The organism is Pseudomonas frederiksbergensis, assembly GCF_003732705.1.
GTDB classification, from domain to species: Bacteria; Pseudomonadota; Gammaproteobacteria; order Pseudomonadales; family Pseudomonadaceae; genus Aquipseudomonas; species Aquipseudomonas frederiksbergensis_F.
Map to the genome: position 1 here is coordinate 24,889 of NZ_MOBR01000027.1, position 16,088 is coordinate 40,976.

At 61.3% G+C, this 16,088-nt stretch carries 14 protein-coding genes; all 14 read left to right on the forward strand.

The genetic code is table 11. From position 1 onward, the window contains the following. Nucleotides 1-297: 297 nt before the first annotated feature. Nucleotides 298-1,071, forward strand: coding sequence for a glucose-1-phosphate cytidylyltransferase (gene rfbF, locus BK667_RS23865; RefSeq protein ID WP_054049272.1), 774 nt, complete (start codon nucleotides 298-300; stop codon nucleotides 1,069-1,071). Then, nucleotides 1,053-2,135: a CDP-glucose 4,6-dehydratase gene (gene rfbG / locus BK667_RS23870; protein WP_123599105.1), complete on the forward strand. Its 1,083-nt coding sequence runs from the start codon at nucleotides 1,053-1,055 to the stop codon at nucleotides 2,133-2,135. Before rfbF ends, rfbG begins: the two co-directional genes overlap by 19 nt. Next, nucleotides 2,132-2,692 (forward strand): dTDP-4-dehydrorhamnose 3,5-epimerase family protein, encoded by a 561-nt coding sequence (locus BK667_RS23875; RefSeq protein ID WP_123599106.1) that lies wholly within the window; start codon nucleotides 2,132-2,134, stop codon nucleotides 2,690-2,692. Before rfbG ends, BK667_RS23875 begins: the two co-directional genes overlap by 4 nt. Continuing rightward, nucleotides 2,689-3,915 (forward strand): class I SAM-dependent methyltransferase, encoded by a 1,227-nt coding sequence (locus BK667_RS23880; protein ID WP_123599107.1) that lies wholly within the window; start codon nucleotides 2,689-2,691, stop codon nucleotides 3,913-3,915. Before BK667_RS23875 ends, BK667_RS23880 begins: the two co-directional genes overlap by 4 nt. Beyond that, complete coding sequence (locus BK667_RS23885) at nucleotides 3,912-4,769, forward strand: NAD-dependent epimerase/dehydratase family protein (RefSeq protein ID WP_123599108.1); 858 nt, start codon at nucleotides 3,912-3,914, stop codon at nucleotides 4,767-4,769. The genes BK667_RS23880 and BK667_RS23885 overlap by 4 nt, the downstream gene beginning before the upstream one ends. Continuing rightward, nucleotides 4,759-5,829 carry a class I SAM-dependent methyltransferase gene (locus BK667_RS23890; RefSeq protein WP_123599109.1) on the forward strand — a complete coding sequence of 357 codons (1,071 nt, stop codon included), beginning with the start codon at nucleotides 4,759-4,761 and terminating at the stop codon, nucleotides 5,827-5,829. The genes BK667_RS23885 and BK667_RS23890 overlap by 11 nt, the downstream gene beginning before the upstream one ends. 17 nt (nucleotides 5,830-5,846) lie before the next feature. Beyond that, nucleotides 5,847-6,584: a cephalosporin hydroxylase family protein gene (locus BK667_RS23895; protein ID WP_123599110.1), complete on the forward strand. Its 738-nt coding sequence runs from the start codon at nucleotides 5,847-5,849 to the stop codon at nucleotides 6,582-6,584. 54 nt (nucleotides 6,585-6,638) lie between these two features. Further along, nucleotides 6,639-9,557 (forward strand): glycosyltransferase family 2 protein, encoded by a 2,919-nt coding sequence (locus BK667_RS23900; protein WP_123599111.1) that lies wholly within the window; start codon nucleotides 6,639-6,641, stop codon nucleotides 9,555-9,557. A 179-nt stretch (nucleotides 9,558-9,736) separates the two neighbouring features. Next, complete coding sequence (pseC, locus tag BK667_RS23905; protein WP_123509161.1) at nucleotides 9,737-10,894, forward strand: UDP-4-amino-4,6-dideoxy-N-acetyl-beta-L-altrosamine transaminase; 1,158 nt, start codon at nucleotides 9,737-9,739, stop codon at nucleotides 10,892-10,894. 148 nt (nucleotides 10,895-11,042) lie between these two features. Next, on the forward strand, nucleotides 11,043-11,663 hold the full coding sequence (locus BK667_RS23910) for a pseudaminic acid biosynthesis-associated methylase (RefSeq protein WP_123599112.1): 621 nt from the start codon (nucleotides 11,043-11,045) through the stop codon (nucleotides 11,661-11,663). Continuing rightward, nucleotides 11,660-12,367, forward strand: a complete 708-nt coding sequence (gene pseF, locus BK667_RS23915; protein ID WP_123509123.1) for a pseudaminic acid cytidylyltransferase — start codon at nucleotides 11,660-11,662, stop codon at nucleotides 12,365-12,367. The genes BK667_RS23910 and pseF overlap by 4 nt, the downstream gene beginning before the upstream one ends. Then, on the forward strand, nucleotides 12,364-13,869 hold the full coding sequence (gene pseG / locus BK667_RS23920) for a UDP-2,4-diacetamido-2,4,6-trideoxy-beta-L-altropyranose hydrolase (protein WP_123599113.1): 1,506 nt from the start codon (nucleotides 12,364-12,366) through the stop codon (nucleotides 13,867-13,869). Before pseF ends, pseG begins: the two co-directional genes overlap by 4 nt. Then, nucleotides 13,862-14,914 carry a pseudaminic acid synthase gene (gene pseI, locus BK667_RS23925; RefSeq protein ID WP_123599114.1) on the forward strand — a complete coding sequence of 351 codons (1,053 nt, stop codon included), beginning with the start codon at nucleotides 13,862-13,864 and terminating at the stop codon, nucleotides 14,912-14,914. The genes pseG and pseI overlap by 8 nt, the downstream gene beginning before the upstream one ends. Before the next feature lie 229 nt (nucleotides 14,915-15,143). Continuing rightward, nucleotides 15,144-16,070: a ketoacyl-ACP synthase III gene (locus BK667_RS23930; protein WP_123509126.1), complete on the forward strand. Its 927-nt coding sequence runs from the start codon at nucleotides 15,144-15,146 to the stop codon at nucleotides 16,068-16,070. Nucleotides 16,071-16,088 lie beyond the last annotated feature (18 nt).

The following is a 16,088-nucleotide window of genomic DNA, read 5'->3' on the forward strand; positions in this document are numbered from 1 at the left end:
AGTACCATCCCCTGTGGGAGTGAGCCTGCTCGCGAAAGCGGTAGGTCAGTCGATATCAATGTCGAATGACCGATTGCCTTCGCGAGCAGGCTCGCTCCCACAGGTTCTCTCCCTTCGGCGCCTTCCGGGCTCACAGAGCTGGCGCGTTTCCTGCAAGTCCCCCTTCATATCGCCATAAAACGAGCACTCGCGCCTCGGCGGGCAGTGCACACAGCGGCGTTGAGCGTTTTATCCAGAAGGCCGGCAAAAGCTCGATACAGCTTGGCCGGGCCCTGTGACGAACAAGAGGGGAAGAGGATGAAGGCAGTTATTTTGGCGGGTGGCCTGGGCACGCGAATCAGCGAAGAGTCGCACCTCAAGCCCAAGCCGATGATCGAGATCGGCGGCAAGCCAATTCTCTGGCACATCATGAAGCAGTACTCCGCGCACGGAATCCACGATTTCGTGATTTGCCTTGGCTACAAGGGCTACGCGATCAAGGACTTCTTCGCCAACTACTTCCTGCACACCTCCGACGTCACTTTCGACATGTGCAACAACCGCATGGACGTTCACCAGAACTACAGCGAACCGTGGCGCGTGACCCTGATCGACACCGGGGAAGACACCATGACCGGCGGCCGTTTGCGCCGCGCCGCGCGTTATCTGGAAGGCGAACAGGCTTTTTGCTTCACCTACGGCGATGGCGTTTCGGACCTCAACATCGGTGCGCTGGTGGACTTTCACTTGGCCCACGGCAAACTCGCCACCGTCACCGCCGTGCAACCGCCGGGCCGTTATGGCGCCCTGGAGCGCGACGGGGACAGCGTCAAAGGTTTCATTGAGAAGCCGCGCGGTGACGGCGGCTGGATTAATGGCGGCTTCTTTGTCCTGTCGCCGAAAGTCTTGCCCTACATCGCCGATGATCAGACTTCCTGGGAAGCCGAGCCCCTCGCAGCATTGGCCAGCGAAGAGCAATTGCAGGCCTTCCAGCACGACGGCTTCTGGCACCCGATGGACACTCTGCGCGACAAAAATCACCTCGAAGCGTTGTGGCTGAGCGGGGAGGCCCCATGGAAACAATGGGACTGAGTCCGGAATTCTGGCGCGGCAAGCGGGTTCTGCTGACTGGCCATACCGGTTTCAAAGGCAGTTGGTTGACGCTGTGGCTGCAAAGCCTGGGGGCCGAAGTCAGTGGGTTTGCCCTGGATCCGTCCACCGACCCGAGCCTGTTTGAACTGGCGCGGGTGCACGAAGGCATCAACGATCAGCGCGGCGACTTGCGTGACCTCGGTGCGCTGCTGGAGCTGATCGCCGAGACTCAACCGGAAATCGTCCTGCACCTGGCGGCCCAGCCATTGGTGCGTGAAGGCTATCGCGATCCGTTGGGCACTTACTCCAGCAACGTCATGGGCACCCTCAACCTGCTCGAAGCGATTCGTCAGGTGGGCGGTGTGCGTGCCTGCGTACTCGTGACCACCGACAAGGTCTACGCCAACAAGGAATGGCTGTGGCCATACCGCGAGGACGAAGCCCTCGGCGGCCACGATCCTTACAGCAGCAGCAAGGCTTGCTGCGAATTGCTGGCGCAGTCCTACGCTGCGTCGTTCTTCCCGGCGGACAAGCATGCCGAGCACGGTCTGGCCCTGGCCACGGCCCGCGCCGGTAACGTGCTGGGCGGCGGCGATTTTGCCCCGGAGCGTTTGATCCCTGACGTGCTCAAGGCCTGGTCGGCGGACGAGCCCGTCACCTTGCGCTACCCGCAAGCCGTGCGCCCCTGGCAGCACGCGCTGGAGCCATTGGCTGGTTACCTGCAACTGGCCGCCGGCCTCTACGAGCAAGGCCCGGAATACGCCGGTGCGTGGAACTTCGGTCCGAGCGAAGCGGACATGTGCAGCGTCGGTGAAGTGGTCGAACTGCTCGCCAGTCGCTGGCCGCAAGCCCGTGGCCTGCGCATCGAACCGAGTGATTTGCATGAGGCTGGCCTGTTGCGTCTGGACAGCAGCCGCGCCCGTCAATTGCTCGGCTGGCAGCCGCGCTGGTCGTTGCAACAGTGCCTGACCCAGACCCTCGACTGGCACCTGGCGTGGCAAAACGGCGACGACATGCGCGCCATTACCCTGGGTCAATTGAACCTGTACCGAGGCGCGCTGTGAGCGAATTTCTAGTGAAAGCGTTGCCGCTGGGCGGCTTGTTCAGCGTGCAGCACAAACGTTTCGAAGACGATCGCGGGCACTTCGCACGGCTGTTTTGTGAAGGCAGCCTGAGCGCTTTCGGCCAGGCGTTTCATATCCGCCAGATCAACCATTCCTGCACCCGCGCGCGGGGCAGTGTGCGCGGCTTGCATTACCAGAATGCCAACGCGCCGGAAGCCAAATTGATCACCTGCCTGCGCGGTGAAGTCTGGGACGTGGCGGTGGATCTGCGCCCCGACTCCGAGACCTTCCTGCACTGGCACGCCGAACACCTGCGCGCCGGTGACGGGCGCAGCCTGTTGATCCCGGCCGGGTTCGCCCACGGTTTCCAGACCCTCACCGATGACGCCGAGTTGCTGTACCTGCACAGTGCCGACTACGCGCCGGCCCACGAGGGCGGTGTGTCGGTGAACGATCCACGGCTGGCGATCGCCTGGCCGTTGCCTGTCAATAATCTGTCAGCCCGGGACGCCAGCCATCCCGTGCTCGATGAACACTTCGCCGGAGTGCGTCTATGAACTGCCGTGGTTGCGCTGCGCCGCTGGCCTTGCCGCTGATCGACCTCGGCACTTCGCCGCCATCCAACGCCTATGTGCGCGCCGATCAACTCGAGCAGGCCGAGCAGTGGGTGCCGTTGAAAGTGGCGGTGTGTCAGCAGTGCTGGCTGGTGCAGACCGAGGATTACACTAGCGCCGACAGCCTGTTCGACGCCGAGTATGCGTATTTCAGTTCGTTCTCCAGCACCTGGCTGGCCCATGCCGAGCGCTATGTGGCCGAGATGGTCGAGCGCTTTGGTTTGAGCGCCGACAGCCGCGTGGTGGAAATCGCCGCCAATGACGGTTACCTGTTGCAGTACGTCGCCGGGCGCGGCATCCCATGCCTGGGCGTCGAGCCGACCCGCAGCACCGCGCAAGCAGCGCGGGACAAAGGCCTGGAGATTCGTGAGCTGTTCTTCGGTCGCGACACCGCGTCGCAACTGGTCGCTAATGGCTGGTCCGCCGACCTGATGGCCGCCAATAACGTGCTGGCCCACGTCCCGGACATCAATGATTTTCTCGGCGGTTTTGCGACCCTGCTCAAACCGACGGGCGTGGCGACGTTCGAGTTTCCGCAACTGCTGACGCTGATGGCCGGCCAGCAGTTCGACACGTTGTATCACGAGCACTATTCCTACCTGTCCCTGACCGCCGTGCAAACCCTGTGCGCGCGCAATGGCCTGGAAGTGTTCGACGTCAGCCAGTTGTCGACCCATGGCGGTTCGCTGCGGGTCTTCGTGCAGCGCCTCGATGGCGAACGCCGTGACGTGCAACCGGCGGTGCAGCAACAGTTGCAAGCCGAACTGACGGCGGGCGTGAAAACCCCCGCGTACTACGCGACCCTGGCGCCGGCCGCCGAACGCATCAAGCACGAACTGCTGCGCTTCCTGTTGCAGGCCAAGGCCGACGGCAAGCGCGTGGTCGGTTACGGCGCGGCAGCCAAGGGCAACACGTTGCTCAACTATGCCGGGGTCAAACCGGATCTGCTGGCCTGGGTCGCCGATGCCAACCCGCACAAGCAGGGCAAGTACCTGCCGGGCAGCCGTATTCCGATTGTCTCGCCGGCGCAGATCGACCTCGAAAAACCCGATTACGTGCTGGTCCTGCCCTGGAACCTGCTGCATGAAGTCAGTCAGCAACTGGCTCAAGTGCGTGAGTGGGATGGCCGTTTCGTGATCGCCGTGCCCGAGTTGACCGTCCTGTGAAGGTGCTGGTCACCGGCGCTACCGGGTTCGTCGGCCGGCATCTGGTCGCGGCGTTGCTCGCCTGTGGCTGCGACGTCCGCGCGGTGGCGCGCAATGCCGAGACCGCTGCGGGTTTGCCGTGGATCAATGACGTGGAATTCATCGCAGCGGATATTCACGCTGCCGATCTGGACATTGGCGCGCTGATCGAGGGCGTCGATGCCCTGGCGCATCTGGCCTGGCCCGGTTTGCCGAACTATCAGGCGCTGTTCCATTTCGAGCACAACTTGATGGCCGACTATCGGTTCATCAAAAGTGCGGTCGAGGCCGGCGTGGCGCAAGTGCTGGTCACTGGCACCTGTTTCGAATACGGGATGCAGAGCGGACCGCTCACCGAGCAGACCGCGCCGCAGCCGAGCAATCCTTACGGCTTGGCCAAGAATACCCTGCGCCTGTTTCTGGAAAATTTGCAGCGGGTTCAGCCGTTCACCTTGCAGTGGGCGCGGCTGTTCTATCTGCACGGCGAAGGCCAGAACCCCAGCAGTTTGCTGGCGGCGCTGGACCGGGCGATCGATGCCGGGGACAACACGTTCAATATGTCGGCCGGTGAACAATTGCGCGATTACCTGGCCATCGACGTCGCTGCCGGTTACCTGGCGGCGATCCTGCAACAGCGGGATTTCAACGGGCTGGTCAATTGTTCCAGCGGCCAGCCGATATCGGTCAGGACATTGGTGGAACAGCGATTGCGCGAACGCGGCGCGTCCATCGGTTTAAACCTCGGCCACTATCCATACCCGACCCACGAACCGATGGCGTTCTGGGGCGTGGCGGACCGTTTGCAACAGCTGTTGGGAGGCAATCATGAAGCATGAGTTGTATCGGGTCGCTGACCTGCCGGTGTTGCAGAATCGCACCTTCGCCGACCCGGAGTCGGCTCGGGCCTCTGCTAGCGCCGACATGGTTTTGGTGCAGGACGAACAGAGCGGGTTGATCTACAACGACGCCTTCGATGCCGACAAGCTCAGCTACGACGCCGACTACCAGAACGAACAGGCCCATTCCGGCCAGTTCCAGCAGCACCTGAGCGACGTGGAAGGGATCATTGCCCGTCACTTCAAGGGCCAGGAACTGATCGAAGTCGGCTGCGGTAAAGGTTACTTCCTGGAACTCCTGAAAGGCCTCGGCTATGCCATCACCGGCATCGACCCGGCCTACGAAGGCACGAATGCCGACGTGATCAAGGCGCCGTTCACTCGCGGCCTCGGTCTGGCGGCAGACGCTATCGTGCTGCGCCATGTGCTGGAACACATTCAGGACCCGGTGAACTTCCTCGCGCAAATGGCCGAGGCCAATCAGGGCGGGCAGATCTACATCGAAGTGCCGTGCTTCGACTGGATTCTGGAGCACCGCGCCTGGTTCGACCTGTTCTACGAACACGTCAACTATTTCCGCCTCGATGACCTGCGCCGGATGTTCGGCACTGTGCACGAGGCCGGTCACCTGTTCGGTGGCCAATACCTGTACATCGTCGCCGACCTGTCGACTTTGCGCCTGGCCCCGGAACAACCGGTACCGCGCCTGGACCTGCCCGACAACTTCACCCGCAGCCTTGAGCGTGCGGTGCAAATCATCCAGGCCAATGCGCAACAAGGTTCGGCGATCTGGGGCGCGTCGTCCAAAGGCGTGATTTATTCGCTGTTCCTGCAACGGGCCGGGGTGGCGGTGGATCGCGTGGTGGATATCAACCCGGCCAAACAGGGCCGTTATCTGCCCCTGAGCGGTGTGCGGGTGTCTTCGCCCCAAGAGGCCATGGACGCGTTGCCCGAAGGCGCCAACCTGTTTGTGATGAACTCCAACTACCTCGAAGAAATCAAGCGGATGACCGGTGGACGCTACGTCTATCACGCCGTAGACAGCGCTTCGTTCCAGTGACTATTGAGACTTATAAAATGACCGACAACACCATCAATAAAGCCTTCGAAGCCGAGTGCCAGGCAGAAATCGCACGTCAGGGCGATGACCAGAAACTGACCGGCCTGGCCCGGGATTTCTTCAACGAATCGGCCAAGCACAAGTACAGCTACCACTTCTCGTGGATGGGCCGTCCGATCATCCAGTTGCCGCAAGACATGATGGCGATGCAAGAAATCATCTGGAACGTCAAACCGGACCTGGTGATTGAATGCGGCATCGCCCACGGCGGCTCGATCATCTACTACGCGTCCCTGCTGGAGCTGCAAGGCCATGGCGAAGTTTTGGGTATCGACCTGGACATCCGCCCGCACAACCGCGAAGCCATCGAAAGCCACCCGATGAGCAAGCGCATCAAGATGATCGAAGGTTCGAGCATCGACCCGGCGATCGCCGCTCAGGTCCGCGCGGCGGCCGAGGGCAAGAAAGTCATCCTGGTGCTCGATTCCAACCACACCCACGATCACGTGCTGGAAGAGCTGCGCCTCTACGCACCACTGGTTTCCGTCGACAGCTACTGCGTGGTGATGGACACCGTGGTGGAAGACATGCCGGCCGACTTCTTCCCGGACCGTCCATGGGGCCCGGGCGATAACCCGAAAACCGCCGTGTGGAAATACCTCGAAGAGAACACGGATTTCGAGATCGACCAGCAGATGCAAAACAAGCTGCTGCTCACCGTTGCACCGGACGGCTACCTGCGTCGCGTTCGTTAATTTCGGCACATCATTAAGCGTTAACCAGGCGTTTCGCCGGTCGTGGGAGAGGTTATGCAAGGTAAGTCGGTTTCTGAGCACATGTTGCCGTTGAATGAGCTGCTGACGGTGGTGTTGATTTCCCACAACCGTCCGGCTTTTTTGCGCAGGGCGATGAAGTATTACGGCGACTTGCCTTGCAAAGTGCTGGTGCTCGATTCCGCCACCGAGCATTTCCAGGGCGAGCTTCCCGACGTCGAATACCAGCACGTGCCGCAGTTTGCCTACAGTGGTTTTCAGGCCAAGATCGCCTATGGCGTAGAGCAAGTGACCACCCCGTACATGGTGCTGGCCGCCGACGATGACTTCATCGTGCATGAGGCGCTGGCCGAGTCGGTGGACTTCCTGGAAGCCAACGGCGACTACGGGATGTGCCACGGCTATTGCCTGATGTACCTGACCCTCGCCGGCAGCGTGAGCTACTACCGTCGCGACAAGAAGGTGTGCGAGGACTACTCGTCCGAGCGGCCCCAGGATCGCGTGGTCGAATACATGCGCCAGTACTTGCCGCCGTTCTACGCGGTGACTCGCACCTCGCTGATGAAATCCTGGTACGCGCTGTTGCCGCCGGGCACCAGTTTCCAATGGCAGGAAATCGGCCACGTTTACTACATGCTGGCCTGCGCCAAGGCGCGAATCCTGCCGACGGCCTACGTGGTGCGTGAGATCAACTATGGCAACTCCGAGCACAACACCGAGGTGTATCACTCGCTGACCTACTCCGACAGCAAGTCGGTGGCTGAACGTGAGGCGTTTGCCGGATTCCTCGTCACGTTGCCAACCGGGATCAAGGACCTTGATCCAGTGCAGGGCAAAGCGTTCGTCATGGAAAGTTTCGATGCCATGATCGACAGTCTGCAAACCGGCCGGGCCCTGACGGCGGAGCTGATTTTCGGCTCCATCTGGAACAATGACCTGAAGGAGCCCAAGCGTCGCTTCGGGCCACAGCAGTACGTCGAGATGCCGTTCTACAACCAGGCCTTTTTCGATCAGTTGACCGGATTCGAATTCCTGCTCCACGCGCTGCCGGCCGGTCGTATGCAGCTCGAAGAGCTGGAGGGCATATGGGCTCGCCAGGAACACCTGCTGGCCCCGCGCAACAACGACACACCGGAAAGCGTAGTCGACCGTTTGTGGCAAGCCTATGACGCCAACGCGTTCAACCGTACGGTGAACAAGCGCCTGGCCGCGCAACTGGAACTGCTGGGCGAAGACGAAGACGCGCAATCGATGCGTGACTGGATCGAGCGTATTGAAGTGGTGTCGGCCGACGATCATCGCCCGACGTTCGACAAGATGCTCTCGGGTCGCTTGCTCAAGTGGCTGGCACCCCGTCAGCCTGACGCCGAACATGTAGAGTCGATTGCCCGGCACCTGGCGGCCAATGACGGCGGTCCGCAATTCGGCATCTTCCTGCTGGACCTGGACAACAACGTCGACAAATTGCAGGTCACCCTCGACAGCTTGCTCGAAGGCCACAGCAAGGCGTTCAAGGTCGTAGTGTTCACCACCGGCGAAGCTCCGGCGGCGACCACCGCGCAAAACACCCTGCACTTTGTCCGGGTCACCCAGAGCAACTTTGTCGACAAGCTGAACCTGAGCGCCCGTCAGTCGCCGTGCGACTGGCTGCTGCTGGCCGAGGCCGGCGATGAGTTCACCACCGCTGGTTTGTTGCGCGCCAGCCTGGAGCTGACAGGCGTCGCCGACGTGCGCGCTGTGGCCACCGATGAAATCCAGCGGACCGAAAACGGCGCGCTGGTGGATGTATTCCGTCCGGGCTTCAACCTTGACCTGCTGCAAAGCGTGCCGGCCCTGATGGCGCGGCACTGGCTGATTCGTCGCGATGTCTTGATCGAAGTCGGTGGCTACCAGCCTGATTTCAGCAAGGCCCTGGAATTCGACCTGTTGCTGCGCATCATCGAGGAAGGTGGCCTGAACGGCTTGGCTCACCTCGACGAGCCGCTACTGATCGCCCGGGTACCGGTGCTGGAAGAAAATGCCCACGAGCGCCTGGCGTTGTTGCGTCACCTGGGCAACCGTGGCTACAAGGCCAAAATCACCTCGGCGACGCCGGGCATCTACCAGATCGATTACCGCCATACTGAACGTCCGCTGGTGTCGGTCATCATTCCGGCCGGGGACGACCTGGCGCTGCTGCAACAGTGCCTGCAAGGCGTGCTGCTGCGCACCCGCTACACCCGCTACGAAGTGCTGATCGCGGTCAACCCGAACCAGTCGGCCGAGGTCAATGACTGGCTCGGTGCTTACCAGCATGCCAAGGTGCGCGTGCTGTGCGCTGATCATCCATTGAGCGACGTCGCGCTGTACAACGCGGCGAGTCAGGAAGCAAAAGGGGAATACCTGTTGCTGCTGGCGGTCGACGGTGAGGTGGTCAATCCGAACTGGATCGAGTCGCTGCTCAACCATGCCCAACGTCCTGAAGTGGGGATCGTCGGCGCCAAATTGGTGGATCGCGAAGGCAAGGTCACACAGGCCGGTTTGATTCTGGGCATGAATGGCGGCGTCGGCTCTGCGTTTGTCGGCGAGCGCTATGACGCCAGCAACAGCTATATGCAGCGCCTGGTGCTGGAGCAGAACTATTCGGCGGTGTCGAAGGCGTGCCTGATGGTGCGCAAAGAACTGTTCGACGCCTTGGGCGGTCTGGACGACGCGACATTTGCCGACGGCTTGAGCGACGTCGATCTGTGCCTCAAGGCCGGCCAGGCCGGTTACCTCACGGTGTGGACGCCGTTGGTTCAGGTCATTCATCCGGGTGTGGTGCAACAGGGGCAGCAGGTACTCGACGCCCTGCGTGACAAATGGTCCGCCGCGTTTGCCCAGGACCAGGCCTACAACGCCAATCTGGCGCTGACCGGCAAGGGTTTTGCCCTGGGTGAAAGCGCGCCGATCAACTGGGCGCAGTTGCTCGCATAAACCTGGCTGACAGGCATAAGGACTCAAGGCATGGTCAACGGTAAATCGATTTTCATCTCCGGCGGCACCGGTCTCATCGAGCTCGCGCAGTGAGGGATGCCGCGAGCGTTCGACGCACTTTGCATGTGCTGCCTCCTGTCGCCCAGCCGGACAGCAAGCCTGTCTGCCTGACCGCGGGCATGATCCCCTACGGTCGGCAGAGTCTCGATCAGGCCGACATCGATGCGGTGGTGGCGGTGTTGCAGTCCGACTGGCTGACCCAAGGGCCGACCATCGCGCGTTTCGAACAGGCCATGGCCGAGCGCTGCCAGGCCGATTTTGCCGTGGCGGTCTGCAATGCCACGGCGGCGTTGCACATCGCCTGCCTGGCGGCGGGGCTCGGTCCGGGGGACCGTTTGTGGACGACGCCGAATACCTTTTTGGCCTCGGCCAACTGCGGTCGTTACTGCGGCGCGGACGTGGATTTTGTCGACATCGATCCGCTGACCTGGAACCTCGATGCGGTTGCCCTGGCGTCGAAGCTTGAGCAGGCCGAGCGGGATGGGACATTGCCCAAGGTGCTGGTAGCGGTGGCGTTCTCCGGCCAAAGCTGCGACATGCGCAGGATCGCCGAACTGGCCGACCGTTATGGCTTCACGGTGATTGAGGATGCCTCGCATGCGGTCGGCGCGTCTTATGCCGGGCGTCCGGTGGGCTGTGGCGAATTCGCGGCGATGACGGTGTTCAGCTTTCATCCGGTGAAGATCATCACCAGTGCCGAAGGCGGCATGGTCCTGACCAATCGCCCGGATCTTGCCGAGCGCTTGCAGCGCCTGCGCAGCCACGGCATGACCCGTGACTGCGAGCAAATGACCGAGCCCAGCCACGGCCCCTGGTATTACCAGCAAGTGGAGTTGGGCTTCAATTACCGGATCACCGACCTGCAAGCGGCCCTCGGGTTGTCACAGATGAACAAGCTCGATGACTTTATCGAGCGTCGTCGTGAACTGGCGGCCCGTTACGACCGCTTGCTGAGTTTCTTGCCGCTGACCCTGCCGAGCGCCCAGCCCGAGGCCGGGTCAACCTGGCATCTTTACGTGGTGCGTTTGCAGCTCGACCGTATCAAGCTCAGCCACCGGCAAGTGTTCGAAGGTCTGCGTGCCGCCGGGATCGGGGTGAACCTGCATTACATTCCCGTGCATTTGCAGCCGTACTACCGCGACCTGGGTTTCGCTGAAGGGGATTTCCCGCAGGCCGAACGTTATTACGCCGAAGCCATCAGCCTGCCGCTGTTTCCGCTGCTCAGCAACGAACAGCAGGACTATGTGGTCGAGCAACTGCGACGGCTGACCGAATAAACGACACGCCCCCCCCTGTGGGAGCGAGCCTGCTCGCGAAGGCGATGTATCAGCCGACATGTAAGTTGCCTGGAACACCGTTTTCGCGAGCAGGCTCGCTCCCACAAGGGATTTGTGCAATGACCCGAATGGCGGATGAGAGTGTGTAATGCGTGAACTGAGTGAGCAGGAAAAATTCTGGCAGGGTGATTTCGGTAATCAATATGTCGAGCGCAACGTTGGGCAACCGTTGGTGGCGGCCAACCTGGCGTTGTTGGCCAAGGCGCTGACTCGGGCCGGGCGGATTGACAGCCTGGTGGAACTGGGCACCAATGCCGGCAACAATTTGCAGGCGCTGCACCAACTGTTGCCCCAGTGCGAACTGTTCGGCGTGGAGATCAACGCCAGTGCCTATGCCCAGGCCCAGGCGTTGGACATCGCGCACATCTGGCACGGTTCGTTGTTCGATTTTCCCCGTGAACGCACCTTTGACCTGACCCTGAGCAAAGGCGTGCTGATTCATCTGGCGCCTGAGCTGTTGCCGGCGGCGTATGCGCAATTGTATGAGTTGAGCCAGCGTTACATCCTGATCGCCGAGTACTACAACCGGGTGCCGGTCGAGGTGTCGTATCGCGGTAACAGCGGCAAGTTGTTCAAACGTGATTTTGCCGGTGAAATGCTCGATCGTTATGATGACCTGAAACTGGTGGATTACGGATTCGGCTACCACCGCGATCCGCAATTCCCGGTGGACGACATCACCTGGTTTCTTCTGGAAAAACGCCCTTGAACAACGTCGCAATCATCCCCGCCCGAGGTGGCAGCAAACGTATCCCGAGCAAGAACCTCAAGCTGTTCGGCGGTGTGCCGATGATTGCCCGCTCGATTCAAATTGCGCTCGAATCGGAGTTGTTCGCCCAAGTGGTGGTCAGCACCGACGACGAAGAAATCGCCGACGTGGCCCGCGCCTATGGCGCACAGGTGCCCTTTATGCGCCCGGCGGCATTGGCGGATGATTACACCGGCACGGCGGCGGTCATCGTCCATGCCCTGGAAGAACTGCATCGACAGGGCCGCGATTTTGATTACGCCTGTTGCCTGTACGCTACGGCGCCCCTGCTGAAAATGCAGTTTCTGCAGCAAGGCCTGGCGCTGCTGGAGCAGCACCCACACAAATCATTTACGTTTTCGGTGTGCGACATCGGTTTCCCGGTACAACGAGCCCTGACCCTTGACGATCAAGGCGCATTGACCGCGCTGTACCCGGAGTTCCGCCAGACCCGCTCGCAGGACTTGCCGCGAGCCTTTCAAGACGCCGGGCAGTTCTACTGGGGCCGCAGCAGTGCCTGGTTGCGCGGCGATGTGCTGTATTCAACCCAAAGCCTGCCGGTGATCCTGCCCCGCTACCTGGTGCAAGACATCGACACAGCCGAAGACTGGAAACGCGCCGAATACCTCTACGCCGCATTGAAGGCCGGTGGCGAACTGCAATGAGGGTGCTGATTCGTTCCGACGCCTCGCCGACCATCGGCAGCGGCCACATCGCCCGTTTGTTGCCCTTGGCCAGGACCTTGCGCAAACAAGGGGTGCATGTCGCTTTCGCGTGTCGCGAGTTGCCGGGTCATCGCCTCGACAGCCTGGCCGCCGAAGGCTTTGAAACCTTCGCGCTACCTGACCGCTATCCCGATGAAGACCCGCAGCAGGCCATCGAATCCATGCTGCCGTGGCAGGCGGACATTGCCGCGCTGGACCTGTTGTTGAAAAACCAGGCGGCGTTCGACTGGATCATCGTCGACCACTACGGCCTCGATCATCACTGGCAGACTGCGGCCCGGCGCTGGGCGCCACGGATCGCGGCGGTGGATGATCTGGCGACGCGCACGTATAGCGTTGATTTGCTGCTTAACCAGAATCTGTCCGGTACTGCCGAGGCCTATGCCGGGCTGATCGGCACCGATTGCCGCACCCTGTTCGGGCCTCGCTTCGCCATGCTGCGCGATGAGTTCTGTTGCCCGGCGATTGCCATCAAACCCCGGGCCAGGCGCGTGCTGGTGAACTTCGGCGGCTTCGATGTGGCGATGCAGACCTACCACGCGATGCAGGCGCTGACGGATTTCCATGAGCTGGAAGTTGACTTCGTCGCCGGTGCCGACAACCCAGCCTGGGAGGCGATGCAGGCACTGGCGACGGATCGTCCGAACTGGCGTTTGCACAGCTTTGTCAGTGACTTTTATCGCTTGATGGCCGAAGCCGATCTGTTTATCGGCGCCGGCGGCGGCACCAGTTGGGAGCGGGCGGCGCTGGGACTGCCGACTCTCTGCATTGCCGTGTCGAATAACCAGCAGGCCAACGGCGAGGTCATGGCGACTTCTGGCGCCCATGTATTCCTGGGGGCGCGTGAACAGGTCAGCATCGAGCAACTGCGCCAGGCCATCGGTTTTGTCGCGGGCAATCAGGGCTTGCGCCAGAGCATGGCCGAGCAGTCCCGGCAGTTGGTCGATGGCCGTGGCGCGCAACGGGTGGCAGCGGCGCTGGTCGGTGCGATGTTGCCGGTGCGCGAGGCGACCCTGGACGATGTTCGATTGCTGTTCGAGGGGCGCAATGCCGAGGCGGTGCGACGCGGGTCGCTGGACAGCCGTGTCATCGATTGGCCGTCGCATCAGGCCTGGCTGGCGGCGAGTCTGGACAACGAGCAGCGCTTGCTGTTGATCGCCGAGGCCGGGGATGGCCCGGTCGGAGCGCTGCGCTATGACCTGCACGGGTTGAGCGCCGAAGTCTCGATTTATTTGTTCGAAGGCCGCTTCGGGCTGGGTTGGGGCAGGGCGCTGCTGGAGCGTGGCGAACCATTCGTCCGCGCTCACTGGCCGCAGCTGCAAAGCATCACCGCTCAAGTACTGCCCGCTAATCAGCCGTCGTTGAATCTTTTTCGCGAAGCCGGTTTCACCCAAAGTGCTTGTGCTTTCACCCGCGTTTTAAAGGATCACGGCAATGACTAGCTTCAAGATTGGCGAGCGCTTGATCGGTGCAGAAGCGCCGCCGTTCATCATTGCCGAAATGAGTGGCAACCATAACCAGTCGCTGGACGTGGCGCTGCAAATCGTCGAGGCCGCGGCCAAGGCCGGCGCCCACGCGTTGAAGCTGCAAACCTACACCGCCGAAACCATGACCCTGGATATCGACGAAGGCGAGTTCTTCATCAAGGACCCGAACAGTCTCTGGGCCGGGACATCGTTGTACGCGTTGTACGAGAAAGCCCATACGCCGTGGGAATGGCATGCGCCGATTTTCGCCCGCGCCAAGGAGCTGGGCATGCTCGCCTTCTCGACGCCGTTCGACGATACGGCCGTGGACTTCCTCGAAAGCCTCGACGTACCGGCCTACAAGATCGCCAGTTTCGAAAACACTGATTTGCCGCTGATTCGTCGGGTCGCGGCCACCGGCAAGCCGCTGATCATCTCCACCGGCATGGCCAGCATCGCCGAGCTCGACGAAGTCGTGCGGGCCGCCCGTGAGGCCGGTTGCAAAAACCTGGTGCTGCTCAAGTGCACCAGCACTTACCCGGCGACCCCGGCCAACAGCAATGTGCGGACCATCCCGCATCTGCGGGAATTGTTTGGGTGTGAAGTCGGTTTATCGGATCACTCGATGGGCGTTGGCGTTTCCGTCGCGGCGGTGGCGCTCGGGGCTACGGTGGTGGAAAAGCACTTCACCCTCGATCGTGCTGCCGGTGGGGTGGACGCCAGTTTCTCCCTGGAACCGGCGGAGCTGGCCAGCCTGGTGATCGAAACCGAGCGTGCCTGGCAAGCCATGGGGCAGGTGCAATACGGCGTGACCGAGGCCGAGCGCAAGTCGCTGGTGTACCGGCGCTCGCTGTATGTCACCCAGGACATGGCCGCCGGTGAACCCTTTACCGCCGCCAATCTACGGGCTATCCGCCCGGGCCTGGGGTTGGCGCCCAAACATGCTGAAACCCTGCTGGGCCGTCGCGCTCGCCAGGCGATCAAGCGCGGAACTGCGCTGGACTGGTCATTGGTCGAATAACCCTTGTCGGGCTGATTCGGCAAAATAGCGTGACCTGTGAGTCATAACGCGCATCTTCACTGTATTGTATTGACCGGGGAGATGGCGCCTGGCCCTTTATCGGGTCCAGTGATAGCTCTTGACGCTTCCCGCTGTCGCCCATTTCGGGCGGCTGAAAATCTTTGTATGTCGGCGCCCCTCGATTCCTTGCGAGCGGTGGTATTGGGCTGTTTATTATTGGGAAGCCGTAATGATTGGCATAAAAAGCATTGCGAGCTACGTTCCTGTAGCCGGCGTGGACAATTACGCACAAGGTGCAAAATTCGAGAAGGATGAAGAGTTCATCCTGGGCAAGATCGGTTCGGCCTTCCTGCCGCGCAAAGACGCTGAGCAAGAAACCTCGGACCTGTGTGTCGAAGCGGCCAATGCGCTGTTCGCCAACAACCCCGATTTGAAGCGTGAAGCCGTCGACGTGCTGATCGTCGTCACCCAGAACGGTGATGAAGAAGGCCTGCCACACACCGCCGCCATCGTGCAGGACAAGCTCGGTTTGTCGACCAGCGTGGCAGCGTTCGATATTTCCCTGGGCTGCTCGGGCTACGTTTACGGCCTCTACGCGATCAAGGGCTTCATGGAAGCCACGGGCCTGAAGAACGGCCTGCTGATCACCGCCGATCCGTATTCCAAGATCGTCGACCCGGAAGACCGCAACACCACCATGCTGTTCGGCGATGCCGCCACCGCCACCTGGATGGGCGAGGGTGCGCCATGGCAGTTGGGCAAGGCCAAGTTCGGCACCGACGGTTCCGGCGCGCCGCATTTGAAGGTTACCGATGGCGTGTTCTACATGAACGGTCGCCAGGTCTTCAATTTCGCGCTACTTAAGGTCCCTGCGCATTTGCATGAGCTGCTCGATGAGTCCGGCCTGAAAGCTGACGATATCGATGCCTTCTGCATCCACCAGGGCAGTGCGGCGATTGTCGATGCAGTGGCCCGACGCTTTGAAGGTGAGCCGGAGAAATTCATCAAGGACATGGTCGAGACCGGTAATACCGTGTCGTCGAGTATTCCGCTGTTGCTGGAAAAGCACGTCCTCGACTCGGACTGGAAGCGCGTCGCGCTGAGCGGTTTTGGTGTAGGGCTGTCGTGGGGCTCGGCGATCATCTATCGTCCGTGAGCCACAACCTGATATAAA

What these genes read in the sequence shown, in the direction of transcription:
- rfbF (WP_054049272.1), top strand. Translation starts at nt 298, where the DNA reads ATGAAGGCAGTTATTTTGGCGGGTGGCCTGGGCACGCGAATCAGCGAA.
- rfbG (WP_123599105.1), top strand. Translation starts at nt 1,053, where the DNA reads ATGGAAACAATGGGACTGAGTCCGGAATTCTGGCGCGGCAAGCGGGTT.
- BK667_RS23880 (WP_123599107.1), top strand. Translation starts at nt 2,689, where the DNA reads ATGAACTGCCGTGGTTGCGCTGCGCCGCTGGCCTTGCCGCTGATCGAC.
- BK667_RS23890 (WP_123599109.1), top strand. Translation starts at nt 4,759, where the DNA reads ATGAAGCATGAGTTGTATCGGGTCGCTGACCTGCCGGTGTTGCAGAAT.
- BK667_RS23895 (WP_123599110.1), top strand. Translation starts at nt 5,847, where the DNA reads ATGACCGACAACACCATCAATAAAGCCTTCGAAGCCGAGTGCCAGGCA.
- BK667_RS23900 (WP_123599111.1), top strand. Translation starts at nt 6,639, where the DNA reads ATGCAAGGTAAGTCGGTTTCTGAGCACATGTTGCCGTTGAATGAGCTG.
- pseC (WP_123509161.1), top strand. Translation starts at nt 9,737, where the DNA reads ATGATCCCCTACGGTCGGCAGAGTCTCGATCAGGCCGACATCGATGCG.
- BK667_RS23910 (WP_123599112.1), top strand. Translation starts at nt 11,043, where the DNA reads ATGCGTGAACTGAGTGAGCAGGAAAAATTCTGGCAGGGTGATTTCGGT.
- pseG (WP_123599113.1), top strand. Translation starts at nt 12,364, where the DNA reads ATGAGGGTGCTGATTCGTTCCGACGCCTCGCCGACCATCGGCAGCGGC.
- pseI (WP_123599114.1), top strand. Translation starts at nt 13,862, where the DNA reads ATGACTAGCTTCAAGATTGGCGAGCGCTTGATCGGTGCAGAAGCGCCG.
- BK667_RS23930 (WP_123509126.1), top strand. Translation starts at nt 15,144, where the DNA reads ATGATTGGCATAAAAAGCATTGCGAGCTACGTTCCTGTAGCCGGCGTG.